Annotated in this window: 21 protein-coding genes and 3 tRNA genes; 17 read left to right on the forward strand and 7 right to left on the reverse strand. The window is 67.5% G+C overall.

What is annotated here, in order from left to right:
- The first annotated feature begins 1 nt into the window (after window position 1).
- The 11 genes from ybgF (at window position 2) to OOZ63_RS13075 (ending at window position 7,210) form a co-directional block, all read left to right on the forward strand.
- The gene (gene ybgF / locus OOZ63_RS13025) at window positions 2–775 is read left to right on the forward strand and encodes a tol-pal system protein YbgF (RefSeq protein WP_266005921.1); all 774 of its coding nucleotides are present in this window, start codon (window positions 2–4) and stop codon (window positions 773–775) included.
- Window positions 776–853: 78 nt separating this feature from the next.
- Entirely contained in the window at window positions 854–1,963 is a 1,110-nt protein-coding gene (locus OOZ63_RS13030) for a YeeE/YedE family protein (RefSeq protein WP_266005923.1), read from the forward strand.
- Window positions 1,960–2,778 (forward strand): tRNA threonylcarbamoyladenosine dehydratase, encoded by an 819-nt coding sequence (locus OOZ63_RS13035; RefSeq protein ID WP_266005925.1) that lies wholly within the window; start codon window positions 1,960–1,962, stop codon window positions 2,776–2,778. Before OOZ63_RS13030 ends, OOZ63_RS13035 begins: the two co-directional genes overlap by 4 nt.
- Window positions 2,779–2,811: 33 nt before the next feature.
- Window positions 2,812–2,887 (forward strand) — tRNA-Lys (locus OOZ63_RS13040).
- A 29-nt stretch (window positions 2,888–2,916) separates the two neighbouring features.
- Window positions 2,917–2,992, forward strand: a tRNA-Lys gene (locus OOZ63_RS13045).
- 41 nt (window positions 2,993–3,033) lie between these two features.
- Window positions 3,034–3,109: transfer RNA gene (locus tag OOZ63_RS13050), tRNA-Lys, on the forward strand.
- A 61-nt stretch (window positions 3,110–3,170) separates the two neighbouring features.
- Window positions 3,171–3,668 carry a DUF523 domain-containing protein gene (locus OOZ63_RS13055; RefSeq protein ID WP_266005927.1) on the forward strand — a complete coding sequence of 166 codons (498 nt, stop codon included), beginning with the start codon at window positions 3,171–3,173 and terminating at the stop codon, window positions 3,666–3,668.
- Window positions 3,669–3,675: 7 nt separating this feature from the next.
- Window positions 3,676–4,179 carry a TlpA family protein disulfide reductase gene (locus tag OOZ63_RS13060; RefSeq protein ID WP_266005928.1) on the forward strand — a complete coding sequence of 168 codons (504 nt, stop codon included), beginning with the start codon at window positions 3,676–3,678 and terminating at the stop codon, window positions 4,177–4,179.
- A gap of 24 nt (window positions 4,180–4,203) precedes the next feature.
- The gene (locus OOZ63_RS13065) at window positions 4,204–5,310 is read left to right on the forward strand and encodes a transglutaminase-like domain-containing protein (RefSeq protein WP_266005929.1); all 1,107 of its coding nucleotides are present in this window, start codon (window positions 4,204–4,206) and stop codon (window positions 5,308–5,310) included.
- Window positions 5,307–5,891, forward strand: coding sequence for a nitroreductase (locus tag OOZ63_RS13070; RefSeq protein WP_266005930.1), 585 nt, complete (start codon window positions 5,307–5,309; stop codon window positions 5,889–5,891). The genes OOZ63_RS13065 and OOZ63_RS13070 overlap by 4 nt, the downstream gene beginning before the upstream one ends.
- A gap of 65 nt (window positions 5,892–5,956) precedes the next feature.
- Window positions 5,957–7,210: a hypothetical protein gene (locus OOZ63_RS13075; protein ID WP_266005931.1), complete on the forward strand. Its 1,254-nt coding sequence runs from the start codon at window positions 5,957–5,959 to the stop codon at window positions 7,208–7,210.
- 28 nt (window positions 7,211–7,238) lie between these two features.
- Here OOZ63_RS13075 and OOZ63_RS13080 read toward each other — a convergent pair whose 3' ends face one another.
- Complete coding sequence (locus OOZ63_RS13080; RefSeq protein WP_266005932.1) at window positions 7,239–7,784, reverse strand: DUF962 domain-containing protein; 546 nt, start codon at window positions 7,782–7,784, stop codon at window positions 7,239–7,241.
- 94 nt (window positions 7,785–7,878) lie between these two features.
- On the opposite strand from OOZ63_RS13080, the gene OOZ63_RS13085 reads away from it, so the two are divergent.
- Entirely contained in the window at window positions 7,879–8,616 is a 738-nt protein-coding gene (locus OOZ63_RS13085) for a hypothetical protein (protein WP_266005933.1), read from the forward strand.
- Here the strand turns inward: OOZ63_RS13085 and OOZ63_RS13090 are convergent.
- From OOZ63_RS13090 to OOZ63_RS13100, 3 genes are all read right to left on the reverse strand, one after another.
- A complete protein-coding gene (locus OOZ63_RS13090) occupies window positions 8,591–11,608 on the reverse strand; it encodes a sensor histidine kinase (protein ID WP_266005934.1) in 3,018 nt (1,005 codons plus the stop codon). The genes OOZ63_RS13085 and OOZ63_RS13090 overlap by 26 nt on opposite strands.
- 89 nt (window positions 11,609–11,697) lie before the next feature.
- On the reverse strand, window positions 11,698–12,615 hold the full coding sequence (gene dapA, locus OOZ63_RS13095; protein WP_266005936.1) for a 4-hydroxy-tetrahydrodipicolinate synthase: 918 nt from the start codon (window positions 12,613–12,615) through the stop codon (window positions 11,698–11,700).
- Window positions 12,616–12,858: 243 nt separating this feature from the next.
- The gene (locus OOZ63_RS13100) at window positions 12,859–14,385 is read right to left on the reverse strand and encodes a GGDEF domain-containing protein (RefSeq protein WP_266005937.1); all 1,527 of its coding nucleotides are present in this window, start codon (window positions 14,383–14,385) and stop codon (window positions 12,859–12,861) included.
- A 187-nt stretch (window positions 14,386–14,572) separates the two neighbouring features.
- Between OOZ63_RS13100 and OOZ63_RS13105 the strand changes: the two genes are divergently transcribed.
- From OOZ63_RS13105 to OOZ63_RS13120, 4 genes are all read left to right on the forward strand, one after another.
- Window positions 14,573–15,061 carry a molybdenum cofactor biosynthesis protein MoaE gene (locus OOZ63_RS13105; protein WP_266005939.1) on the forward strand — a complete coding sequence of 163 codons (489 nt, stop codon included), beginning with the start codon at window positions 14,573–14,575 and terminating at the stop codon, window positions 15,059–15,061.
- The gene (gene crcB / locus OOZ63_RS13110) at window positions 15,058–15,432 is read left to right on the forward strand and encodes a fluoride efflux transporter CrcB (protein WP_266005940.1); all 375 of its coding nucleotides are present in this window, start codon (window positions 15,058–15,060) and stop codon (window positions 15,430–15,432) included. The genes OOZ63_RS13105 and crcB overlap by 4 nt, the downstream gene beginning before the upstream one ends.
- A 73-nt stretch (window positions 15,433–15,505) precedes the next feature.
- The gene (clpB, locus tag OOZ63_RS13115) at window positions 15,506–18,109 is read left to right on the forward strand and encodes an ATP-dependent chaperone ClpB (protein ID WP_266005942.1); all 2,604 of its coding nucleotides are present in this window, start codon (window positions 15,506–15,508) and stop codon (window positions 18,107–18,109) included.
- Between the two features lie 40 nt (window positions 18,110–18,149).
- The gene (locus tag OOZ63_RS13120; protein WP_266005944.1) at window positions 18,150–18,416 is read left to right on the forward strand and encodes a hypothetical protein; all 267 of its coding nucleotides are present in this window, start codon (window positions 18,150–18,152) and stop codon (window positions 18,414–18,416) included.
- Here OOZ63_RS13120 and OOZ63_RS13125 read toward each other — a convergent pair.
- The 3 genes from OOZ63_RS13125 to OOZ63_RS13135 are packed head-to-tail and all read right to left on the reverse strand — an operon-like array spanning window position 18,413 to window position 21,224.
- Window positions 18,413–19,204, reverse strand: a complete 792-nt coding sequence (locus tag OOZ63_RS13125) for a DUF6065 family protein (protein ID WP_266005946.1) — start codon at window positions 19,202–19,204, stop codon at window positions 18,413–18,415. The genes OOZ63_RS13120 and OOZ63_RS13125 overlap by 4 nt on opposite strands.
- Before the next feature lie 16 nt (window positions 19,205–19,220).
- Window positions 19,221–20,486, reverse strand: a complete 1,266-nt coding sequence (locus tag OOZ63_RS13130) for a S8 family peptidase (RefSeq protein ID WP_266005948.1) — start codon at window positions 20,484–20,486, stop codon at window positions 19,221–19,223.
- A 51-nt stretch (window positions 20,487–20,537) separates the two neighbouring features.
- On the reverse strand, window positions 20,538–21,224 hold the full coding sequence (locus tag OOZ63_RS13135; RefSeq protein WP_266005950.1) for a class I SAM-dependent methyltransferase: 687 nt from the start codon (window positions 21,222–21,224) through the stop codon (window positions 20,538–20,540).
- Window positions 21,225–21,307: 83 nt separating this feature from the next.
- Here OOZ63_RS13135 and nadB point away from each other — a divergent pair, with 83 nt between their 5' ends.
- The gene (gene nadB / locus OOZ63_RS13140; RefSeq protein WP_266005952.1) at window positions 21,308–22,906 is read left to right on the forward strand and encodes an L-aspartate oxidase; all 1,599 of its coding nucleotides are present in this window, start codon (window positions 21,308–21,310) and stop codon (window positions 22,904–22,906) included.
- The last annotated feature ends 72 nt before the right edge of the window (window positions 22,907–22,978 follow it).

Below are 22,978 nucleotides of genomic sequence, written 5' to 3' on the forward strand. Positions count from 1 at the left end.
GATGAGGGCACTGAGATCCGGCCTCGGCGCGCTGGCGCTGGCGGCCCTGGGCTTGTGCAGCCAGCCGGCCTTCGCGCTGTTCGAGGACGACGAGGCACGCAAGGCCATTTTGGAGCTGCGCACGCGGCTACAGCAAAGCGAGGAGGCGCAACGCAAGGCCTCCGAGCAGCAGGCGCAGGAGCAGATCGCGCCGCTGCGCCGCAGCCTGCTGGATCTCAATGCCCAGATCGAGGCCTTGCGCAGCGAGGTCGCCAAGCTGCGCGGCCAGAACGAGCAGTTGGCACGCGACTTGGCCGAGACCCAGCGCAAGCTGGCCGACCAGTCGCAGTCGCTGGAGACTCGTCTGCGCCCGCTGGAGCCTCAGAAGGTGGTGCTGGACGGTCGTGAGTTCCAGGCCGGCCCAGACGAGAAAACGCAGTACGAGGCCGCGATGGCGCTGGTGCGCCGCGGTGACTTCGCCGAAGCCGCCACGGCGCTGGCGGCCTTCCAGCGTCGCTTCCCGTCCAGCGGCTATGGTGACTCGGCGCGCTTTTGGCTCGGCAATGCGCTTTACGGCAAACGCGACTACAAGGAAGCGATTGCGACATTCAAGGCCTTCGTGGCCGCGAATCCAGCCCATCCGCGCGCGGCTGAAGCCATGCTGGCCATGGCTAACTGCCAGATCGAGCTCAAGGAGGTGAAGGGCGCGCGACGCAGCCTGGAAGACCTCTTGAAGGCCTATCCGGGCACCGAGGCCGCTCAGGCGGCCAAGGAGCGATTGGCGTCCCTGAAATAGCAGCCTCGCGCCTGAAAGACCTGGCCCCACCGGTTTCGGCCCGTGGGGCTTTTTCATTGCCGCCTAGAATCCCGCCCCATGCAAGAACTCGACATCAACGCCCTGGGCCAGCAGGTGCTGTGGGCCGCCTTCGGCCTGGCTTTCGTCTTTGGCGCGCTGGCCCAGCGCACCCATTTCTGCACGATGGGAGCGGTAGCCGACATCGTCAATATGGGCGATTGGGCGCGCATGCGCATGTGGGTGCTGGCGATCGCGGTGGCCATGCTGGGGTTCAACACCATGGTCTTCCTCGGCTGGATCGATGCCGGCAAGACGATTTACGCGGCGCCGCGCCTGCTGTGGCTGTCGAACGTCGTGGGCGGCCTGATGTTCGGCTTCGGTATGGTGCTGGCCTCGGGCTGCGGCAGCAAGACCCTGGTACGCATAGGCGCTGGCAATCTGAAGTCCCTGGTGGTGTTCGTGGTGATGGGCGTGGCCGCGTTTGCGACGCTCAAGGGCATCACGGCGGTGCTGCGCGTGGCCACGGTCGACAGCGTCGCCATCACGCTGGCCGGTGGTCAGGACTTGCCGTCGCTGCTGGCGCCCAGCCTGGGCTTTGCTAAGCAACAACTGGCGCTGATGCTGGGCCTCGTGATCGGCGGCGGCTTACTGGTCTGGGCGCTGATGCGTGCCGAGGGCCGCACTGCCGATGTGCTACTGGGCGGCCTGGGCAGCGGCGCAGTGATCGTCGGCATCTGGTGGGTGTCGGGCGTGCTGGGCCATGTAGCCGAAGATCCGAACACGCTGGAAGAGGTGTTCGTGCGAAGCACCAGCGGCGCGCGCATGGAAGCGCTGAGCTTTGTCTCTCCGATGGCCTACACCTTGGACTGGCTGATGTTCTTCAGCGATACCAGCAAGCTGCTGACCATCGCCATCGTCAGCACGGTGGGCGTGGTTGCAGGCTCCGGCGTCTACGCACTGGCGACGCGCAGTTTCCGCTGGGAGGCCTTCCGTGGCGTTGAGGACACCAGCAACCATATCGTCGGCGCGCTGCTGATGGGCGTGGGCGGCGTGGTCGCGCTGGGCTGCACGATTGGCCAAGGCCTGTCGGGTGTTTCGACCCTGAGCCTGGGCAGCTTCATCGCGCTGGCCGCCATCATCGCCGGTGCGGTGCTGGCGCTGCGCTATCAGATGTGGCGCCTCGGATGAGCCTGCCTGATGTTGCCGATCTGGATGCCGATCTGGAGCGCCGCTTCGGCGGCCTGCGCCGCTTGTATGGCGACGCCGACTATCTGCGCCTGCGCGGCGCACGGCTGGCCGTGGTCGGCCTCGGGGGCGTGGGGTCCTGGGCCGTCGAGGCGCTGGCGCGCACGGGGGTGTCAGGTCTTGTGCTAATCGACTTGGACCAGGTGGCCGAGTCCAATATCAACCGCCAGGTGCAGGCGCTCGGATCGACTGTCGGCATGGCCAAGGCCGAGGCTTTGCGCCAGCGTATTGTCGACATCCACCCCGGCTGCGAGGTCACGGTGATCGAGGAGTTCGTCGATGAGCAGAACTGGCCGGCCCTGCTCGGCGATGTTCAGATTGATGGCTTGATCGACGCTTGCGACCAAGTGCGTGCCAAGGCGGCGCTGGCGGCCTGGGCGCGCGAGCAGGGAAGGGCCTTCGTCACGGTGGGCGCGGCCGGCGGCAAGCGCCAGCCGCATGCGTTGCAGGTCGACGATTTGGGCCTTGTCACGCATGATCCGTTGCTGGCATCGCTTCGCCAGCGCCTTCGCAAATTTCACGCCGCGCCGAAGGCCGGCAAGATGGGGGTGGCCTGTGTGTTCTCGCGCGAAGCGGTACTGCGCCCGGCCGACGCCGGCTGCGCCATCGATGCGCAGAGCGACAGCAGCCTGAACTGCCACGGCTACGGTTCCAGCGTCGCGGTCACGGCCAGTTTCGGCATGGCTGCAGCTGCCGAATTGCTGAAACATTTTTTGGAAACCTCTTGCGCCAAGCGTTTGGCGCCGCCTATAATGTGAGGCTCTGCTGAAGGGCAGAACAACTAGATTGTTGGGTTGTTAGCTCAGTTGGTAGAGCACCGGACTTTTAATCCGATGGTCGCAGGTTCGAGTCCCGCACAACCCACCATCACCGGTTGACCGTTATTGCAGTTTCGGGGGCTCTTAGCTCAGTTGGTAGAGCAGCGGACTCTTAATCCGTAGGTCGAGTGTTCGAGTCACTCAGGGCCCACCAAACAAGCAATGACAAAGTAGTAACAGGCAATACAAATTTCAGGGCTCTTAGCTCAGTTGGTAGAGCAGCGGACTCTTAATCCGTAGGTCGAGTGTTCGAGTCACTCAGGGCCCACCAGAAAAGCAAGCGGGACCGGTCGAGAGGCTGGTCCCGTTTTGTTTTTGCCCCTGCCCTCATCATGACCGAGCCACCTCCTCGTATTTTGATCAGTGCTTGTCTGCTGGGCGAGCCGGTGCGCTATGACGGGCGCGGACTGTCCATCGAGCATGGTCTGCTGGTGCAATGGCAGGCGCGCGGCTGGCTGGTGCCGATCTGCCCCGAGGTGGCCGGCGGCCTGCCGACGCCGCGGCCGCCGGCCGAGATTGTCCGGCAGTCGGGCGGGGCCCGGGTGCTGACCGCCGCCGGCGAGGACTGCAGCGAGGCCTTCGAGCGGGGCGCCCAGGCCGCGCTGGTCTTGGCTCGGCGCATGGGCTGCCGCCATGCGGTGCTGACCGAGCGCAGCCCGTCCTGCGGTTCGACCCGGGTCTACGACGGCAGCTTCGCCGGACGTCTGATCGACGGCCAAGGGCTCACTGCCGCGCTGCTGCGCAGCCATGGCGTGCAGGTCTTCAGCCAGCACCAGTTGAATGCTCTGAATGCAATGCTGCTGAGACAATGGCCTGCTTCGTATCCCTAGCCCCCAGATGAAACGCCGTGATCTATTGACCCTGGCCGCCGCTACCACGCTGCCCTTTGCTGCTGTGGCCGAGGCACTGCGTCGCCCATGGCCCAAGGGCCAGGCCACGCCACCCTTGACACTGCCTGGCTTCGAGAGCCCCGCCAGGAGCCTGGCAGAGGTCAAGGGGCGGCCGGTGCTGCTGAACTTCTGGGCCAGCTGGTGCGAGCCCTGCCGTGCCGAGATGCCCTCGCTGGAATTGCTGGCCCAACGCCATGAGGCGGATGGCTTGCTGGTGCTGGCCGTCAATCACCGCGAAACCGATGCCGCGATCCGCCGCTTTTTGCAGGCCATGCCTATCAGCCTGCCGATTGCGCGCGATGCCGACGGTGCCACCAGCCGCAGCTTCGGCGTGCGCATCTTTCCGACCAGCGTGCTGATCGCCCGAGACGGCCGCGCCGCCTTTTCCGTCATTGGGGAACTCGATTGGACCGGCGCCCAGGCCCGCCAATGGATCGCCCCGTTACTCTGACCCATGCCTTTGCAGGAACCCGACATGACTCTGTCCCGCCGCCAGCTGATCCAAGCCGCAAGTGCCGCCGTGCTGCCGCTGCCCGCACTGTCACAAACTCACGTGCCGCACCGTTTTGAACCCCAGGCCGGCCCTTGGCGCGGCTTTGAGATGACGATGGACATCGCGGTGGCCGACCAGCAGGGCGTGACGCGGCTGTGGCTGCCGCTGCCCGATGTCGAGACTGACTACCAGCGCAGCTTGGGCCACAGCTGGAGCGGCAACGCCAGTGAGATGCGCGTGGTGGCCGATGCGCCGCGTGGCGTGCGCATGCTCTATGCCGAGTTTCCTGCGAGCGTGAAGGCACCGACCCTGCAACTGGTCAGCCGGCTGCAGACGCGCAGTCGCGCAGTCGACTGGAGCAAACCGATCCGTGCCAGCGAAGACCCAGCGGTGCTGCGTGCCAACCTGGCGCCGACCGAGCTGATCCCGGTCGATGGCATTGTGCGCAAGACCGCCTTAACCGCTACTCAGGGTGCCAGCACCGACCTCGACAAGACCCGGGCGATCTACAGCTGGCTGTTGGCCAATGCCCACCGCGAACCCAAGGTGCGCGGCTGCGGCACCGGCGATGTGCGCACCATGCTGGAGACCGGCAATCTGGGTGGCAAATGTGCCGACCTGAACGCGGTCTTTGTCGGCCTGTGCCGCGCGGTGGGCGTGCCTGCACGCGATGTCTATGGCCTGCGCCTGGTGCCCTCTGCATTTGGCTACCGCGAGCTGGGCGCCAACCCAACCGGGCTCAAGGGTGCCCAGCATTGCCGGGCCGAGGTTTTTCTGAAGCAGTACGGCTGGGTCGCGATGGACCCTGCCGATGTGCTGAAGGTGATGCGCCAGGAGACCCAGGAGTGGATCAAGGATCCAGCGCATCCGCTGGTGGCGCCGGTCAACCAAGGGCTGTTCGGCGGCTGGGAGGGCAACTGGGTGGCCTACAACACGGCGCACGACCTGAGGCTGCCCGGTAGCGCCGGTAAGGCCAGCCTGCCCTTTCTGATGTACCCGCAGGGCGAGAACGCCAGCGGCCGCTTCGACGAGCTGGCGCCCGACAGTTTCAGGTACGCGATCAGCGCCAAGGAGCTGGCACCGGCATGAGCGGCCACGAAGAGCCCCAGGCTCTGGCTCTGCAAGCCCTGCTGTCGCGCTACTCAGTTGGCCCCAAGCATTTGGTGGAGCCCGGCCCCAGCGAGGATGAGCTGAGCCTGATGGTGCAGGCCGCCCTGCGTGCGCCGGACCATGGCGAGCTACTGCCTTGGCGCTTCAAGATCGTGCGCGGCGCCGCGCGCCAGCGCATGGCCGAGCTGTTTGCCGCTGCGGCCCGGGCCGCCGGCAAGGACGAGGCCGGCGCCCGGCTGGACGCCGAGCGCGCGCTGCGGCCGCCGGTCACGGTAGTCGTGCTGGCCCGCATCGATCTCGGCCACCCGCAGGTGCCTGCCCACGAGCAATGGGCAGCGGTGGGTGGCGCGCTGGCGCAGTTCCTCGCAGCGGCCCACTTGCTGGGTTACGGTGGCAAGATGCTGTCTGGTGCCAAGGTGCGCGATCCGCAGATCGCGGCCGCCTTCTGCGAGCCGGGCGAGACCTTGCTGGGCTGGATCGCGCTGGGCACGCCGACGCGCCGTGCCCAGGGACCATCGAGAAAGGGCGGCGTCGACGCCGCCATGACGATCTGGGATTGAGTGGCGCTGTTGTGCCGCCGCAGTGGACGTTGCCTGCCCGTCCCGGCACACTGCGGCCCACCCTCATGAGCCGCCTCCTGCCCTCACTCCAGACCGCCGGCGCCGCGTCCACAGCGTTCGCGTTGCAGCCGCTTGCGCCATCGCGCATGGAGCAATGCCTGCTGCTGGCGGTTTTGCTGCACATCCTGCTGGTGCTAGTGCTTGGCAACACGCCAGGCGGCACGGCCCGGCGCGGCGAGGGGGTCTGGGGGACGCTGAACATCACGCTGCGCAGCGATGCGCTGAACGCGCCGCGCCCCGGACCGGGGGCTGACCTGCCGGCCCCGCCTGAGCAGCATAGCGGCCCGACCGGCGAGGCCCGGCAGCGGCGCTACGGTGGCGCCGTGCGAGCCGCCGCAGCGCCCGCCGAAGCCGAGCCCGGAGCGGCTCGGCGCGGCCAGTGGCAGCAGCACACGGCCGAGCCCTCGGCAGCGCCATCGGCGCTGCAGCCTCTGGATGCACCCTCCCTGGCAACGCCGGAGCCGGCACCCGCCGCACCGACCGTGCCGCTGGCACTGCCCGAGCCGACCCCGCTGGTCCGCCCGATACCCAGCGCCGCGGTGGGCCAGGCACCGGCCCTGCAAGCGGAGCCTGAGACCTTGCCTGCCTTACCGGCCTTGCGCGCCCGGCCCCGCGCCGCCGAGCTTGCGCCCAGCGTCAGCGGCGCCGCGGTGGCAGCCCCCGAGGCGCTGCCGGCCCTGCCGGCTTTCGAAGCGCCGCCCTTACCCCCGGCCGTGCTGCCGGCGCTGCCGGAGCCGAGTCCATCTTTCCCGGCCCAGGCCTTGCCTCAGCTGAGCCCCAGCTCGCGATTGGAGGCTCCGGATCTGCCGGCCGCACCGAGCGCCCCGGCCGTGCACCAGCCAGAACGCTTGCCGGCTCCTGCCGCCCAGCCGGTCACGGTCGCACCCTCAACACCTGACCCCGGCCCTCGCACCCCTTCGGCGCCGTCCGCCACACCAGCGGCGACGGCGCCGCCCGCCGGCAGCCCCGATGCCGGTGCCCGCCTCGGCCATGATGTGGCCACGCCGGCTTCGACCCCACCGAACGCACCGCGGCTGAACTTGAACCTGCCACTCACGCGCGGCGGCGAGGTCTCGAGCCGGGGCTCGCGCGGCGTGCTGCCGCTGGTGCCGCACCCTCCCGAGCTCAAGTCCAAGCTCAGCGAGAGCATCGAGAAGGCCGCAAAGTCCGACTGCCGCCAGGCCTACCAGGAGATGGGTTTGCTCGCAGCACTGCCGCTAGCTGCTGATGCGGCCAGAAACAAGGGCTGCCGCTGGTAGTCGCGGCGCGATCGAGGTCTTGTCGAGTTCAGGCGGCGGGCTGAGCCAGATCCCGCAAATGGGTCGGGCCGGCCTGGCGTTCGATCTCGGCCAGCATCGAGCGGCCCCAGCCCAGCATGAACAAGGCCTCGCCGACAACGAACATGGGCCCGACCAGCAGGCCCACCAGGTCGTCCACGAAGGCGGGCTTCTTGCCCTCGTAGTAGTGGCCGACGAACTGAATGATCCAGCCCAGCACAAACATGCCGAGACCCCAGCCCAGCCAGGAGGCGGTCGAACCCATGGCCAGTGGCTCAGCCAGCGCCATCAGCAGCGCATTCACCAGGGCGGTGGCTGCGCCCAGCACCAGACTGCCACGGCTCAGATACCAGGCGGTGCTCACCGCCCACAGCAGCCAGGCCGCGCTGAGCTGGACATCGCCTAGCTGGAACTGCGCGCGCGCCAGCAGGATGCCGATCGCGAACACGATCAGCGGGATGCCCACGAAGTGCGTGGCGATGTTGCGGCGGTCGCGGTGGTAGCGGGCGTACTGCACCATCAGATCAAGCGCGGGGCGAAAAGGGCTGGCGGCCATGGCAATGTCTCCTGTTATCTAATGGCTGGATGCTAGTGCAGCACGCTGCCGACCGACTGTCAAAATGCCGACATCGGGACTCACCGTTTTCCCTATGTCGCTTGATCTTCTGGCCCCGGCGCGGCGGGCTGCGCTCTTGATCGGACTGTTGCTGGCCGGCTGTGCAGTGCCGCCTGCGGAGCTCGCGCCACTGGCCGAGCTCGCACCAGAGGCCCAGCATCTGGACGTGCGCTTTGCCTCGCTGCGGGCCGAGCAGGGCGGGCGGCTCTACCGCATCGAGGCGGCCGACTCGGCCGTGCGCATCTATGTGTTTCGTGCCGGCCGCGCCGCGCGGCTGGGTCACAACCATGTGCTGGCAACGCCGCGCTTCGAGGCCTGGCTGCTCTGGCCCGACACGCTGGCCGAAGCCCGCTTCGAGTTGAGCCTGCGCCTGGCGGACTTGCAGCTCGACGATCCGGCGCTGCGTGCCGCCACCGGCGGCGGCTTTGCCAGCCCGCTAAGCGCCGAGGCGGTGGCCGCCACTCGCGCCAATATGCTCGGTGATCGCGGTTTGGATGCCGCGCGCCACCCCGAGCTCGGGCTGCGCCTGCTGAGCCTGGCCGGCGAGCCACCGAAGCTGGCGGCCCGCATCGAGATCGCGCTGGCTGGGCGCCGCCATGCGCTGAGCCTGCCTCTGACGCTGAGCGAGCAGGGTGGCAGCCTGCGCATCGACGGTGCATTCGTGCTGCGGCACAGCGATCTGGGACTGCAGCCCTTCAGCGTCGCCGGCGGGCTGCTGGCGGTGCAGGACGAACTGGTGATCGAATTCAGCCTGCTGGCGCGGCCGGTGTGAGCTGCGCGTAAGCCGTGTCGGCCCGCACCGCCAGCCGCAGCGCGGTACCGCTGGCATCGGACTGGATATCCAGCTGTGCGCCGATGCAGCGCGCCCGCTCCCGCATGCCTGCGAGCCCAAAGTGCCCGGGCCGTTCGTTGGGAGTGAAGCCGTGACCGTCATCGCGCACAGTCAGCGTCAGCAGCGCGTTGCCGAAGCTCAAATGCACCGCGATATGCCGTGAGTCGGCATGGCGCAGGGCATTCGAGATGGCTTCGCGGGCGATGCATTCCACCTCGTCGGCAACCAGCGCATGGACCGCGCGCGGCAGCCCGTCGAGCGTGAAGTGGCACTCGGGGCCTGGAAAGGCCTCGGCCAGTTGGCGACAGGCCTGGACCAGCGCGTCCGGCAGCGAAAGCTGCGTGCCGCGCAGCTCGCTGACGCGGTCGCGGCCCTCGACCAGGGCCTGCTGGGCCCGGATCAGCGCGCGCTCCAGCTCCTCGCGCAGCGGCGTGCCCGGCGGCACCTGCTGGGCTGCGGCCTCGACATGCAGGGTCAGTCCGGTGACTCCTTGCAGCAAGGTGTCGTGAAGTTCGCGGGCGATGCGTTCGCGCTCGTGCAAGCGCACGACCAGGCGCTCGCGCAAACGTGCCGAGAGCCGCCGGATGCGCCAGCGGTACAGCGCGGTGGCGGCCAAAAGCGCCAGGGCCACGCCGGCCAGCGCGAACCAAGACGTCTGCCAGAAGGCCGGCGGCACGTGCAAGACGAGGCTGGCACCTTGCTCGTTCCAGACCCCGTCATTGTTGGCGGCGATCACGCGGAAAACATAGCGGCCCGGGCCGACGCGGGTGTAGACCGCCTCGCGACGGCCATCGGCCTCCTGCCAGTCGCTGTCATAGCCCTCGAGTTTGTAGCGAAAGCGCACGCGCTGCGGGCTGCTCAGGCTGGTTGCGGTGTATTCGATGCGCAGATCGGTGCGGCCTACCGGCAGGTCTGGCAGGCGGTCTGGCGCATGCCGCTGGCCGTTGGCGATTAGGGCCTGGATCAGCACCGGCGGTGGCAGCGGATTTCGCCGCAGCCGGGCCGGATCGATAACGAACAATCCGCTGGGCAGGGCCAGCCACAGCCGGCCGTCGTCGGCCTCGACCAGCGAGGGCAGGGGCCGCACCTGGCTGGCGCTTCCCAGCAGCCCGTCGTAGGCATCAAAGCGCTCGGCCTGCACCCGGTGTGCGGGGTCGATCAAGGCGCGCTGCCAGTCGGTCGCAGAAATGCGGGTCAGGCCGTTGGCGGCGTTGATCCAGAGCTGGCCGGCGGCAGTCTCGATGATGCCGGACACCACGCTGAGCTCTTCCTGTCCACGCAAGCGCAACGTACGCATTGTCCGGCCGTCGTACAGGGCCAGACCGCGCTGGCCGCCCAGCCACACCCGCGTGCCGCGCGCGGTGATCGCCATCACGGCTCCGATGTCCAGGCCGTTATGCGGACCGAAGGCCAGCGGCCCATCGCTGCCATCGCCGTCCACACGCATCGCGCCGCGGTTGATAAACCCCAACCATAGCCGGCCCTGGGCATCGTTACCCATCGACATGATGCGGTTTCCCTGGGCCGGCGGCACCGGTTGCCAGTGCTCGTCAATACGTCGGAAGGTGCCCTTGACGACAAGCGAGGCCCAAAGCGCACCGCTGCGGTCCAGCGCCATAGCATGCACAGGCGCAAAGGTCAGCGGCGGCTCGTCTTCAGCGGCGTCGGGGCGCGCCACTGGCAGCGCGCGGCCTTGGGAATCCAGCATCCACATCGCGCTGCGCGAGCCGATCCAGACACGGCCGAGTCGGTCTCGATGCAGGTGTGAGGCGTGGGGCCCAATGCTGGGCACGGCCTTGACCTCGTCGCCATGGCCTCCACCGACAAGGAATAGCCCGCCGGCATCGGTCGTGGCCCAGACGCGGCCGTGTTCGGCCGGCGCGACGCCGACACCGCCGTCCTGCGCGCCCAGCGCGACGCGCCGCACATGGCCGACACGGAAACGGTCCAGGCCGCCAGCGGTGCCGATCCAGACGTTGCCCTCGCGATCCTGCAGCCAGGCTTGGAACTCACCGCTCAGCCCCTGGGCGATGCCAAAGGTCTGCATGCTCGGCTCGCCGGCTTGCGGGCGCACAACGCGCCGCACGCCGGCATTGCTGCGTATCCACAGGCCGCCATCGGCGTCGAACCAATGACGCTCGCCATCGGCCGGAAAGGGCAGGCGCTCGTGCTCCGGTACCGAGCGGAATCTGTCGCCGTCGCGCACCAGCGCGCCGATGCGCCGGCGCTTGAAGTCCGCAGCCCAGACCCGGCCGTCTGGCGCCAGCGACAGCAGCGGATAGGCCGGCAGTTCGGCATCTACGCGCTGGAAGTCGGCCGCGCCGCGCGGCCTCACAAAGGCGCCGGTCTTGGCCGTGACCCAGACGCTACCCTGCGGATCGACCAACAGGCTGCGCTGCGGCACGGCTTCGCCATCCAGCGTAAAGCGCTGCCAGCGCGCGCCGTCGAGCCGGGCCAGTCCACCGGTGAAGGCGGCCCAGAGCGCGCCGTCGCCGTCCTCGGCGAATGCCCAGGCATTGCCGGCCGGCAGGCCATCGCTCTCGCGGTGGTGCACGATGCCTTGCGGACCCAGTACGCTCAGGCCGCCGTGGCGGTGGCCGATCAGCAGCCTCCCGCCCGAGATCGCCTGCAGCGCCGAGATGCTGCCGGTCGGCAGGCGCTGCCCATGGACCTCGCGGATGGCTTCGAAACGCACACCGTCGAAGCGGAACAGGCCGCCGCCGGTGCCCAGCCAAAGATAGCCATCCTCGGTCTGGGCCAGCGCCAGCACATGGGTCGGCGCGCCGTCAACGCCGCGCCAGGCGCTGTGATGCAACTGCCCCAGACTCAAGGTCGGGTCCAGGGCGTGAGCCGGCCAGGCCAGCAGCAGCGCGATGCTGGCGGCGAAGCGGAGAAGTCCGGCGACGGCCGGAAGGTGGTTGAGCGGCGGCAAGAGGTCCTCGTCGGGCGGCGGACCTCATTGTCGTCAACTCAGCGTCGCCGGCGGGTTGCTGGCGGTGCAGCACGAGCTGGTGATCGAGTTCAGCCTGCTGGCACGGCCGCTGTGAGGGCTCCATGCTGCAACTGCTCGCCGGCCTGCCCATAGGCGTCCCACAGCCGCTGCTCCAGCTCGGGCGAGGCCTGGTGCAGCGGCGCGCGCAGCTCGTTGTGCAGCCGGCCCAGGCGCGCCAGTGCGGACTTGATTGGCGCAGGGTTGCTCTCCGCGAAGCTGAGGTTGATCAGTCGGGTCAGCGCCTGCCACAGCCGCCGGGCGGTCTCAGTCTGCTCGTCGCGCAGGGCCTGAACCAGGCGCACGAAATGGGTCGTGTGCAGATGGGCGCTGGCCGCGATCGCCCCGGTGCCGCCCAGGGCCAGCGTCGGGAAGATGTTGTGGTCCTCGCCGGCCAACACGGCCAGGCGGCCATCGGCAATCAGCGCCTGGGTGGCTTGCAAAGAGCCGCCGCAGTCTTTGAGTGCCTCGATGTTCGGGTGCGCGGCCAGGGTCAGCAGCGTGCTCAGCTCGATCTTGACCCCTGTGCGGTAAGGAATGTCGTAGAGCACCAGCGGCGCCGGCGCGACATCGGCAATGCTTGCGAAGAAGTTCAGCAGCCCTTGCTGGCTGGGACGGATATAGCTGGGCGCCGGTAGCAGGAAGGCGCAAACCGGAAAGCGCTTGGCGATGGCCACCATGCGCGCGGCCACCTGGCCGGGCCGTGGGCCCGAGATGCCCATCATCACCGGTGTGCTGCCGGCCGCCTCGCAGACCGTCTCCAGGACTGCGTGCTGTTCATGCTCATCGAGCAAGGCGGCCTCGCCGGTGCTGCCGCAAGCGACGAAGCCTTTGATCCGCTGCGCCTTCAGATGCTGCACGAGTTGCGACAGGGCAGCGTGATCGACGGCATCGTGGTGGAACGGGGTCACCAAGGGAATCCACAGACCGCTGTAATTGTTGTCAGACACGATGGTCCTCCGGTATTGACCTGGGAGGCCGTGCCAAGACGAGCGGGGGAAGGGCCGGACCGAGGTGATGCCCGGGCTGCCGTCGCTCATCTGAGCGCGGCAGCAGTGCCGGTCAGATGAGCGACTGCTTTTTGCTTTTCTTCGAACCTGCGGTTGCGGCGCCGGCCAAGCCTTGGGCTGTGGCGTGAGTCGGGTTGTGGCGCTGCGGCATGGGTTGACTATAACCAGGGCCGGTACCCTGGCTCAAGCGGGCTGCTGGCGTTTTTCGGCATACATGCCCAGATCGCTGCGCAGCAGCAGACTGTCCAGGCTGTCTTCGCCGCGCGAGCGGGTCAGGCCCAGGCTGACGCTGACGCACAGGCCGGTGGCCAGCATGCCCCAAGGATAGGCGGCCACGGCGCGCTTGAGGCGCTCGCCGACCGCCGCCGCCTGCTCATCGTCTGGGGCCCAGAAGGCCAGCACGAACTCGTCGCCGCCCCAGCGCGCGGCCAGGTCCTGGCCGCGCAGCGACTGCTGGAACAGCTCGGCCAGCACGCGCAGCACCTGGTCTCCGACCTGATGGGAAAAGCGGTCGTTGACCGATTTGAAGCGGTCCACGTCGACCACCGACAGATACAGCGCGCTGCCGTCCTCGGGACGTCGGGCCAGCGCCTCGGCCAGCAGCAGCTCCATGCCGCGCCGGTTCAGCAGGCCGGTCAGCGGGTCCTCCATCGACAGTCGTTTGAGTTGCAGCGCATTGCTCCTCAGATGCTGCACCTCCTGCTTGTGCTGGCGCAGCTCGAAATGCAGGGCTGCCACGCTGCGGCGGTGGTGCATGCTGACCTGGCGGATCTGGTGTTCGCCGCGCTGCAGCAAGCGCAGGCACGCCAGCGCCTCGCCGGCTTGGCCCTGCTGCTCATGCAGCTCGCTGCTGAGCAGCAGCGCGATGCGCTGCAAGGGCTGGTGCTCGATGCGCAGGCAGGAGGCATGCATCTGTCGCGCCGCATGCAGCGCCGCCGGCGCCGCATCGCTGAGCAGGGCCATCTCGCAGCGCAGCCAGGGCTGCATGGCCTGCAGCAGGCGCACCTCGGGCATGCGGGCGGCCATCGCTTCACTTGCTTGCACCAGTGGCTCGGCCGCTGCCGCGCCATGCTGCCAGCCCTCGGCCAGCGCGCGCAGCCACTGCAGCACGCCTTGCTGCATCAGCGAGGCGGGTACATCGACTTTGCCCAGGGCCTCGGCGCTGGCATCGAAGTCGTCGATCAGGCGGCGCAGCCGGCTGGCATCTGGGCGCTGGCGCTCCAGCTGGCGCAGCGTGACCGCGCGGTAGGCCTCGTTGAGACAGCGGTTGATATGCGGCTGCCAGACCACGCCGGGCCGGCCATGGTGCAGCGCATCGTCATAGGCCTGGGTGAGCACAGCCTCGGCGCCATCATGACTGCCGTTCCACAGCAGGGCCACGCCCAGGTAGTTCAGCACCATCAGGCTGACCAGCGGGTCCTGGCCGATGTCGGCCAGCTGGGTGGCCAGCATGGCGGTCTCTATGGCCTCTTCGTTGTGGCCCAGATTGCCCGCCGCATAGGAGAGCAGGGCCAGGGCCTGGGCTTCTCCAGCTAGATGGCCGGCTTCATGGGCCTGTTGGCTGGCCCGCATGAACAAGGCATAGGCCTGGCGGTAGGCGGCGACGATGATCAACTCGCGCCCCTCGCGCAGCAGCGCCTGGGTGTGCGGTGGCACCTCGTCGCAGGACAGCGTGGCCAGCCAAGATGCCGAGCGCAGCTCCTGCGTCATGCCTGTGTCGCAGGCCTCCCGCCCGCTCCTTTCGCTATTCATTGTTTTGAAGACCTGTCGCATGTACCGGGGATAAATGTTACAAGTTGCAGGTTTGCCGCGCCCCGGTGTTGGCCCTGAGATTGCAGTCTGGCTGTGCGTCTGCCGCCCGCTCCAGCGGGGGCGGCTTGGATGCCACAATCTGCCCATGAGCAGCCCGAACCCGCCCCGCGTCAGTATCCAGACTGCCGATTTCGATCTCTCGGCCGAGACCCTGGCCTTGCGCGCTGCCGATGGCGGCGTCGGCGCGGTGGTCAGCTTTGTCGGCACCGTGCGGGATGCCAGCCACGGCCAGAGCGTGCGCATGATGGAGCTGGAGCATTACCCCGGCATGACCGAGGCGGCCATCGAGGCGATGATCGACGAAGCCCAGCGGCGCTTCGATATCCGGGCAGCCAGGGTGATCCACCGCGTTGGTGCGCTAGCGGCGCGTGAGCAGATCGTGCTGGTGCTGGTGGCGTCCGCGCATCGCGGCCAGGCCTTCCAGGCGTGCGAATTCTTGATGGACTATCTGAAGACTCAGGCACCGTTCTGGAAGAAGGAGCACACGCCCGAGGGCGCCAATTGGGTGGACGCGCGGGTGGCGGACGATGCGGCCTTGCGGCGCTGGGGTATCGAGGCCGGGAACGCGGCATGAGCGCCGCCGTGGCTGTGGCCCTGGGGGCGGCGCTGGGGGCTTTGGCGCGCTGGCGCGCCGGGCTCTGGCTCAACGCCAGCTGGCAGGGTTTTCCGTTGGGAACCCTGTTGGTCAATGTGGTCGGCGGGCTGCTGATCGGCATGGCGCTGGAGTGGTTCGGCCGTCAGCCCGATGAGCTGCTGAAGCTGCTGCTGGTGACCGGCTTTCTAGGCGGGCTGACGACCTTCTCGGCCTTCTCGGGCGAGTCGCTGAGTCTGCTGCAACGCGGCGAGTTCGGCCTGGCGCTGACGCACACGGCGGTCCATGTGCTGGGCTCGCTGGGCGCGGCGGCGCTGGGGCTCAAGCTGATGCATCAGCTGCTGCGGACTTGATCTGGCGCAAGGCCTCCGCGCCTTGAAAAGCGGACGCTGGGTCCCATCTGCCGGGCAACGGAGGTTTTATCCCATGCGTGTCGACAAGTTCACCACCCGCTTTCAGGAAGCTCTGGCCGAGGCCCAAAGCCTGGCCGTGACAACCGACAACCCTTATATCGAGCCGGCCCATCTGCTGGGCGCGATGCTGGCCCAGCCCGACGGACCGCGTGCGCTGCTCGAGCGCGCTGGTGTCAAGGTAGCGGCGCTGAAGACCGCGTTGGACACGGTGCTGGCTGGCTATCCACAGGTGCAAGGTGAGGGCCAGCAGGTCCAGCCCAGCCGCGATCTGATGAGCCTGATGCAGGCCGCCGAAAAGGAGGCCAGCAAGCGCGGCGACCAGTTCATCGCCAGCGAGATGTTTTTGCTGGCGCTCAGTGACGCCAAGACCGATCTGGCCGGCGTCGCGCGCGGCCATGGCCTGACACGCAAGGCGCTGGAGGGCGCGATCGAGGCGGTGCGTGGCGGCCAGAAGGTCGACAGCCCCGAGGCCGAAGGTCAGCGCGAGGCTCTGAAGAAATACACGCTGGACCTGACTGAGCGTGCTCGCGAGGGCAAGCTGGATCCGGTGATCGGCCGCGATGACGAGATTCGCCGCGCCATCCAGGTGCTGCAGCGTCGCTCCAAGAACAACCCGGTGCTGATCGGCGAGCCGGGCGTGGGTAAGACCGCCATTGTCGAGGGTCTTGCCCAGCGCATCGTCAACGGCGAGGTGCCGGAGTCGCTGAAGAACAAGCGCGTGCTGGTGCTGGATATGGCGGGCCTGCTGGCCGGAGCCAAGTACCGCGGCGACTTTGAGGAGCGTCTGAAGGCCGTGCTGAAGGAGGTGGCGCTGGACGAGGGCCGCATCATTCTCTTCATCGATGAACTGCACACCATGGTTGGGGCCGGAAAGGCCGAGGGCGCGATGGACGCCGGCAATATGCTCAAGCCCGCGCTGGCGCGGGGCGAGCTGCATTGCATTGGCGCGACCACGCTCGACGAGTATCGCAAGTACGTCGAAAAGGACGCGGCGCTGGAGCGGCGCTTCCAGAAGGTGCTGGTCGATGAGCCCAGCGTCGAGGCGACGATCGCGATCCTGCGGGGCTTACAGGAGAAGTACGAGGTTCACCATGGCGTCGAGATCACCGACCCGGCCATCATCGCCGCAGCCGAGCTGAGCCATCGCTACATCACCGACCGATTCCTGCCTGACAAGGCCATCGATCTGATCGACGAGGCCGCGGCCAAGATCAAGATTGAGATCGACTCCAAGCCCGAGGTGATGGATAAGCTCGATCGTCGCATGATCCAGCTGAAGATCGAGCGCGAGGCGGTCCGTCGCGAGAAGGACGAAGGCTCGCAGAAGCGCTTCGCGCTGATCGAGGAGGAGCTGCTCAAGCTGCAGCGCGAGTACAACGACCTGGAAGAGATCTGGACCTCCGAGAAGGCCCAGGCCCAGGGTAGCGCCCACGTCAAGGAGGAGATCGAGCGCATCAAGCTGCAGATCGAGGACCTGAAGCGCAAGGGCGACTTCAACAAGCTCGCCGAGCTGCAGTACGACCGGTTGCCGACCTTGGAGAAGAAACTGCACGAGGCTCAAGCCAAGGAGTCGGGCAAGGGCGCGGATGGCAGCGTAGGCACGCCCAACAAGCTCTTGCGCACCCTCGTTGGCGCCGAAGAGATCGCCGAGGTCGTAGCACGTGCGACCGGCATTCCAGTGGCCAAGCTGATGCAGGGCGAGCGCGACAAGCTCTTGCAGATGGAAGAGAAACTGCACCAGCGCGTCGTCGGTCAGGAGCAGGCTATCGTCGCGGTGGCCGATGCGATCCGCCGCTCGCGGGCTGGTCTGTCCGATCCGAATCGGCCGCTCGGCTCCTTCCTTTTCCTCGGCCCCACCGGCGTCGGCAAGACCGAACTTTGCAAGGCCTTGGCTGGCTTCTTGTTTGACAGCGAGGACCATCTGGTGCGCATCGACATGAGCGAATTCATGGAGAAGCACTCGGTCAGCCGTCTGATTGGCGCGCCCCCAGGCTATGTCGGATACGAGGAGGGCGGCACCCTGACCGAGGCGGTTCGCCGCAAGCCCTATTCGGTGCTGCTGCTCGACGAGGTTGAGAAGGCGCACCCCGACGTTTTCAACGTGCTCTTGCAAGTGCTGGACGACGGTCGCCTCACCGATGGTCAGGGCCGAACGGTGGACTTCAAGAACACGGTGATTGTGATGACCAGCAACCTCGGCTCGCAGCACATCATGAATCTGGTCGGCGAATCCGACGAGGTGATACGCGATGCGGTCTGGGGCGAGGTCAAAGCCCACTTCCGCCCCGAGTTTCTCAATCGCATCGACGAGACAGTGGTCTTCCACGCGCTGGATCAGAAGCACATCCAGGACATCGCCCGTATCCAGCTGCAGATCCTCGAACAGCGGCTCGAAAAAATGGAGATGAAGCTTGACGTCAGCCCGGCGGCCCTGAACGAGCTGGCCAAGGTCGGCTTCGATCCGGTGTTCGGCGCTCGCCCGCTCAAGCGCGCCATTCAGCAGCGCATCGAGAACCCGCTGTCCAAGCTGATTCTGCAAGGCCGTTTCGGACCCAAGGATGTGATCCCGGTCGATGTTGCCGATGGGGAGTTCCAGTTCGGGCGGGTCGTCCATTGAGGACTAGACTCGGGCGATCCTGGCCTTGAAGGGGACCGCCATGCCTGCCGAGCTCGCTGCCGATCTGGCCACCCGCCTGCGCTCACTGGCCGCGCAGGATGTGGCCGAGCCGCTGCCCTTCATCGTGACGCTGGCGCCGGGGGCGGGGGCGCTGCCCTTCAAGGTGGAGACCGCCGTCGACGCGATCCGCATGGCAGCCGGCCGTATGAGCGCGGCCCAGGCGCTGGCGTTGGCCCAGCGCGATGATGTCGAGCGCATCGAGCTGGATGGTCAGATGCAGGCGCTGGACGCCTTACTCAACCCTTAGTCTTTGGCGCCGTCGAGCCGTCCCTGCTTGCTGCGCGCCAGTCGGCGGTAGGCGCTGCGGTCCTGGCGGTGTGCGACAAACCAGCGCAGCAGGTCGTTGCGCAGGGCCTGGGCGTCTGCGCTGTCGGCCGACAGCGCTTGCACTTGGGCGCGACGGCTGTCGCGTGCGACGAACAGGACCTGGGCAATGATCTGGCCGGCGCGGATGTGCAGTGCACCGGTGGCGGGCCTGCGAACGACCAGGTTGACCGGGTGGGCGTACCAATCGCTCTCGATCAGGCCGCTCAGCAACTCAAGCGGTGCCGGCCGGTTCAGCGGCGGGCCGTAGAGGCTGTCGATGCCGTCCGGCGTGCGCAGCACCCAGGGCAGATGCAACTTGAACAGTCCGGCCTGATCGGGCCGCTCGAAGAAACTCAGCCCCGGCTGCACCGGCCGCAACTCGGCGCGTTCGCCGCGCTCGTCGTCAAAGGGCAGGGGATCAAAGCTGTAGGCATTGGCGCGCAAGCGGCTGCTGGCCCGGTCGCGTACGTAGAACAGCCGCTGATCCTCGGACGCGGCGTCGCGTGGTCCCGGCGCGCGAAAGCCCTGTACGCCGGCCGGCAGCTCGACGGGCAGGCACAGGCCAAAGTCAAATGGGGCCGGCACGAGCAGGCCCAACGCGCAGGCCGCCGTGAAGGGCATGCAATGTTCCTGCACGCCGTAGCCGGGTGGCACGGCCGGCCGTGTCGAAGCCGGCGCGCGCTGCGGCAGCGGCGCGTCGGGCACCAGGCTCAGCAGCCGCAGTTCCACCGGCCGGTCCGCTGGCTCAGGGCTTGAAGGCCACGGCCGCGGCCGGCGCCATGGCCAGCGCCGCCTGGTCCACATCGACCCGGCCATAGCCGTACAGCGGATCCCATCCTGGCGGGCCTAGCGCATCTGCGGTGCTGGCCAGCAGGTTCCAGATCTGCGTGTTGCTCGCGAAGCGGTGTGCGCCCCAGACGACGGCGGCCGCTCCAGCCACATGGGGGCAGGCCATGCTGGTGCCGCTCTTCTGGCCGTACCCACCGCCCGGTACGGTAGACAGCACCTGCACCCCCGGGGCGGCAATCTCGATTTCTGGGCCTCGACTGCTGAAGGACGCGATCACATTGCTGTTGTCGATGGCCGATACCGCGATCACGCGCTTGTACTTGCCGGGGTAGCCGACCGTGCCCATGCCTGGGCCGGCATTGCCGGCCGCCGCGATCAGCAGCACGCCGGCGTTGTAGGCGGCGTCGCAGATCGCCTCCAGCGCGGCCGGCGCGCCGCCGCCGCCCAGGCTCATGCTGACGATCTGCATCTTGTTCTGAATCGCCCAATTGATGCCGGCGATGATCCAGCTGTACTGGCCACTGCCGTTGTTGGCCAGCACCTTGACCCCGTACAGCGAGGCCTCGGGCGCGACCCCGACCACGCCGGCGCCGTTGATCGTCGCGCCAATCGTGCCGGCGCAATGGGTGCCGTGGCTGTTGCCGTCCATTGCGGTCTCGCCGGGCACGAAGCTGACCGCACCTTTCACATTGGCCTTCAGGTCGGGATGGTTCCAGTCGATGCCGGTATCCAGCACTGCGACCTTGATGCCTCGTCCGCGCGAGCAGCCCCAAGCCGGCGGCGCCTTGATCTGCGACACGCCAACCGGCACCGTCTCGGCCATTACCGAGGGTTGGCCCTCGAACACCAGGGTCTCCATCGGCAGTGCATAGGCCCAGCCATCGGTCTCGACGGCGGCGACGTCGGGGTTGCTCTTGAGCGCCTTGATCTCGGCATCGCTCAGGGTCAGCGTCAGGATCGGGGCCTCGAACAAATTGATGTCGAAGCCCATGTGATCGCTGTCCAGGCCGCCAGGCAGGCCCGGTGAGCCTATCGTGAAGGCCGAGGCACTGCCGACGTCGAAGAACTCCAGGCTTTCGCTGCGCGGGCAGCTGCTGGCAAGCAGCTCGAGCTTGTCTGCCTTTTTGTTCTTGCGCTTGTCCTTGGGTTTAAAGGTGACGATCACCGACTTGCGTGCCGTGGCGTCGGGGGCACCGGCGCTCTTTTTCCTTGCTGTGGCCATGGAAGTCTCCTAGAACTGCTCGGGCGGCACGACGTGCCGCTGGCAAGGACTCTAGGCAGCGGCGCCCCAGCTTGCATCCTTCGGGCTAGGGAGTTTTCGGAACAAGGCGATGTTCGCGGCCGGGCATTGCAGCGCCCAACCCCAACGCCGGGCAATCCAGTCCAGCGTGGTGCGCTCGTAAAAGCACACATGCGTGGGGTCATGGACATAGCGCCAGGCTGCGAAGTCGCGCTCCGGTAGGCGCCACTGGGTCATCAGGCCCAGCCACCCACCTGGGCGCAGCAGCGCGTCTAATCGCGTGAACTCGGCCACCGGGTCGTGGAAGTGCTCGGCCACCTCGGTGCAGCTGACGAAGTCATAGCGCTGCAGCAGCAGGCCGGCGTGAGGCGCATAAATCGGATCATAGGCGGATGTGGGAAAGCCTCGTTCACTCAGCATCGCTGCCAGAACCGGGCCGGGGCCGCAGCCGTAGTCCAGACCCTCATCGCCAGGCTGCAGCCGATCCGCGAGCGGCAGGGCCAGCCGGTCGAGGAAGGCCCGGTAGTGGCTGTCCCCGGGCCCGTTGCGGTGACGGTCGTACTCTTGCTTCTCGGCGCTCGGGCTTGGGCGGTCGACCGGGTGCATGAAGCTGAGCCGGCAAACCGGGCACTGGCGGTAGGCGCGAGCGCGCACGGCGGGCAGGACCAGCAGGTCAAGGCCGCTGCACAAGGGGCAGGCGATGCGGGGCAGAGCGCTCATACGTCTGATTATCCGGACGTCGATCACTACTTAGAATCAACGGTTCCTTGTTTGATGACGCCACGCAAATGGCGGCCGCCTGAATGACTGCAGCAGCTCCCGTGGTGATCGTCGGTGCCGGCCTGGCCGGTTTGACCGTGGCCTTGCATCTGGCCGATGCTGTCCCCGTCATTGTGCTGGCCAAGCGCGATCTGACCGAGGCGGCCACCGCCTGGGCCCAGGGCGGCATCGTCGGTGTACTGGGCCGCGACGACAGTATCGAGAGCCATGTGCGCGATACCCAGGACGCCGGCGCCGGCCTGGTCGATGAGGCCACCGCCCGCTTCATCGCCGAGCGCAGCGCCCAGGCGGTCGAATGGCTGGTGCAGCAGGGCGTGCCCTTCACGCCGGACGACGATGGCCCGTTGGGCCTGCATCTGACCCGCGAGGGCGGCCATGCGGTGCGCCGCATCGCCCACGCTGCCGACGCCACCGGCAAGGCCATCCACGACCAGTTACTGGCCGCAGCCCATGCCCACCCGAATATCACGCTGCGCGAGCGCTGGATGGCGCTGGACCTGATCACATCGCGCCATGTGCAGCGCGAGGAGCAACCGCGCTGCTACGGCATCTACGCGCTGGACATCGATAGCCGCCGCGTCGAGACCTTGGCCGCGCGCGCCGTTGTGATGGCCACCGGTGGCGCCGGCAAGGTCTACCGTTACACGACCAACCCCGACACCTCCACCGGCGATGGCATCGCAATGGCCTGGCGGGCAGGCTGCCGGGTTGCGAATATGGAGTTCATCCAGTTCCACCCGACCTGCCTCTACCACCCGCAGGAGCGCAGCTTCCTGATCACGGAAGCGCTGCGCGGCGAGGGCGGCCATCTGAAGTTGCCAGATGGCACGCGCTTCATGGCCGCGCATGACGAGCGCATGGAACTGGCGCCGCGCGATATCGTCGCCCGCGCGATCGACTTCGAGATGAAGAAGCACGGCCTGGACCATGTGTGGCTGGACGCCACGCACTTGGGTGAGGCCTTCCTCAAGGAGCATTTTCCGACCATCCATGCGCGCTGCCTGAGCTTGGGCATCGATATCGCGCGCCAGGCGATTCCGGTCGTGCCGGCAGTGCATTTCACTTGCGGTGGTGTCGTCACCGACCTGAAGGGCTGCAGCGATCTGCCGGGGCTTTATGCGGTCGGTGAGACCAGTTATACCGGCCTGCATGGCGCTAATCGCCTGGCCAGCAATTCGCTGCTGGAGTGCGTGGTGCTCGGTCAGACCTGCGCGGCCGACATTCTGGGCCTGGCAACACCTGGTCCGGCGCCACTACCGGCCTGGGACGAAAGCCAGGTCGAGGACGCCGACGAGCAAGTCGTGATTGCCCACAACTGGGACGAGTTGCGCCTGCTGATGTGGAACTACGTGGGCATCGTGCGGACCACCAAGCGGCTGGAGCGGGCGCTGCACCGCATCGATTTGCTGCGCGGCGAGATTGACGACTACTACGCCAACTTCCGCGTCACCCGCGATCTGCTTGAGCTGCGCAATCTGGTCGATTGCGCCGAACTTATCGTGCGCTCGGCGCTGCTGCGCCACGAGAGCCGTGGCCTGCATTTCAGCCGCGACTATCCGCGCACGCTGCCGGTCAGCTTCCCGACCGTGCTGATCGCCGAGCGGGGTCTGCGCGGAGGCTGAAAACGACATAAAGCCTTGGGGGTCAGGTCTTGATAGCTGGCGCTGCATGCGCTACAAGGCTTGGTCCCGTTG

Origin of the sequence: Paucibacter sp. PLA-PC-4 (assembly GCF_026241155.1) — a bacterium.
Classification (GTDB): Bacteria; Pseudomonadota; Gammaproteobacteria; order Burkholderiales; family Burkholderiaceae_C; genus Roseateles_E.

Bases quoted from the DNA above. Each gene is read 5' to 3' on its own strand.
- crcB (WP_266005940.1), top strand. From the start codon at position 15,058: ATGAGCGCCGCCGTGGCTGTGGCCCTGGGGGCGGCGCTGGGGGCTTTG.
- ybgF (WP_266005921.1), top strand. From the start codon at position 2: ATGAGGGCACTGAGATCCGGCCTCGGCGCGCTGGCGCTGGCGGCCCTG.
- OOZ63_RS13055 (WP_266005927.1), top strand. From the start codon at position 3,171: ATGACCGAGCCACCTCCTCGTATTTTGATCAGTGCTTGTCTGCTGGGC.
- OOZ63_RS13035 (WP_266005925.1), top strand. From the start codon at position 1,960: ATGAGCCTGCCTGATGTTGCCGATCTGGATGCCGATCTGGAGCGCCGC.
- nadB (WP_266005952.1), top strand. From the start codon at position 21,308: ATGACTGCAGCAGCTCCCGTGGTGATCGTCGGTGCCGGCCTGGCCGGT.
- OOZ63_RS13085 (WP_266005933.1), top strand. From the start codon at position 7,879: ATGTCGCTTGATCTTCTGGCCCCGGCGCGGCGGGCTGCGCTCTTGATC.
- OOZ63_RS13070 (WP_266005930.1), top strand. From the start codon at position 5,307: ATGAGCGGCCACGAAGAGCCCCAGGCTCTGGCTCTGCAAGCCCTGCTG.
- OOZ63_RS13135 (WP_266005950.1), bottom strand. From the start codon at position 21,224: ATGAGCGCTCTGCCCCGCATCGCCTGCCCCTTGTGCAGCGGCCTTGAC.
- OOZ63_RS13100 (WP_266005937.1), bottom strand. From the start codon at position 14,385: ATGACGCAGGAGCTGCGCTCGGCATCTTGGCTGGCCACGCTGTCCTGC.
- OOZ63_RS13080 (WP_266005932.1), bottom strand. From the start codon at position 7,784: ATGGCCGCCAGCCCTTTTCGCCCCGCGCTTGATCTGATGGTGCAGTAC.
- OOZ63_RS13030 (WP_266005923.1), top strand. From the start codon at position 854: ATGCAAGAACTCGACATCAACGCCCTGGGCCAGCAGGTGCTGTGGGCC.
- OOZ63_RS13060 (WP_266005928.1), top strand. From the start codon at position 3,676: ATGAAACGCCGTGATCTATTGACCCTGGCCGCCGCTACCACGCTGCCC.
- OOZ63_RS13130 (WP_266005948.1), bottom strand. From the start codon at position 20,486: ATGGCCACAGCAAGGAAAAAGAGCGCCGGTGCCCCCGACGCCACGGCA.
- OOZ63_RS13065 (WP_266005929.1), top strand. From the start codon at position 4,204: ATGACTCTGTCCCGCCGCCAGCTGATCCAAGCCGCAAGTGCCGCCGTG.
- clpB (WP_266005942.1), top strand. From the start codon at position 15,506: ATGCGTGTCGACAAGTTCACCACCCGCTTTCAGGAAGCTCTGGCCGAG.
- OOZ63_RS13105 (WP_266005939.1), top strand. From the start codon at position 14,573: ATGAGCAGCCCGAACCCGCCCCGCGTCAGTATCCAGACTGCCGATTTC.
- OOZ63_RS13075 (WP_266005931.1), top strand. From the start codon at position 5,957: ATGAGCCGCCTCCTGCCCTCACTCCAGACCGCCGGCGCCGCGTCCACA.
- OOZ63_RS13120 (WP_266005944.1), top strand. From the start codon at position 18,150: ATGCCTGCCGAGCTCGCTGCCGATCTGGCCACCCGCCTGCGCTCACTG.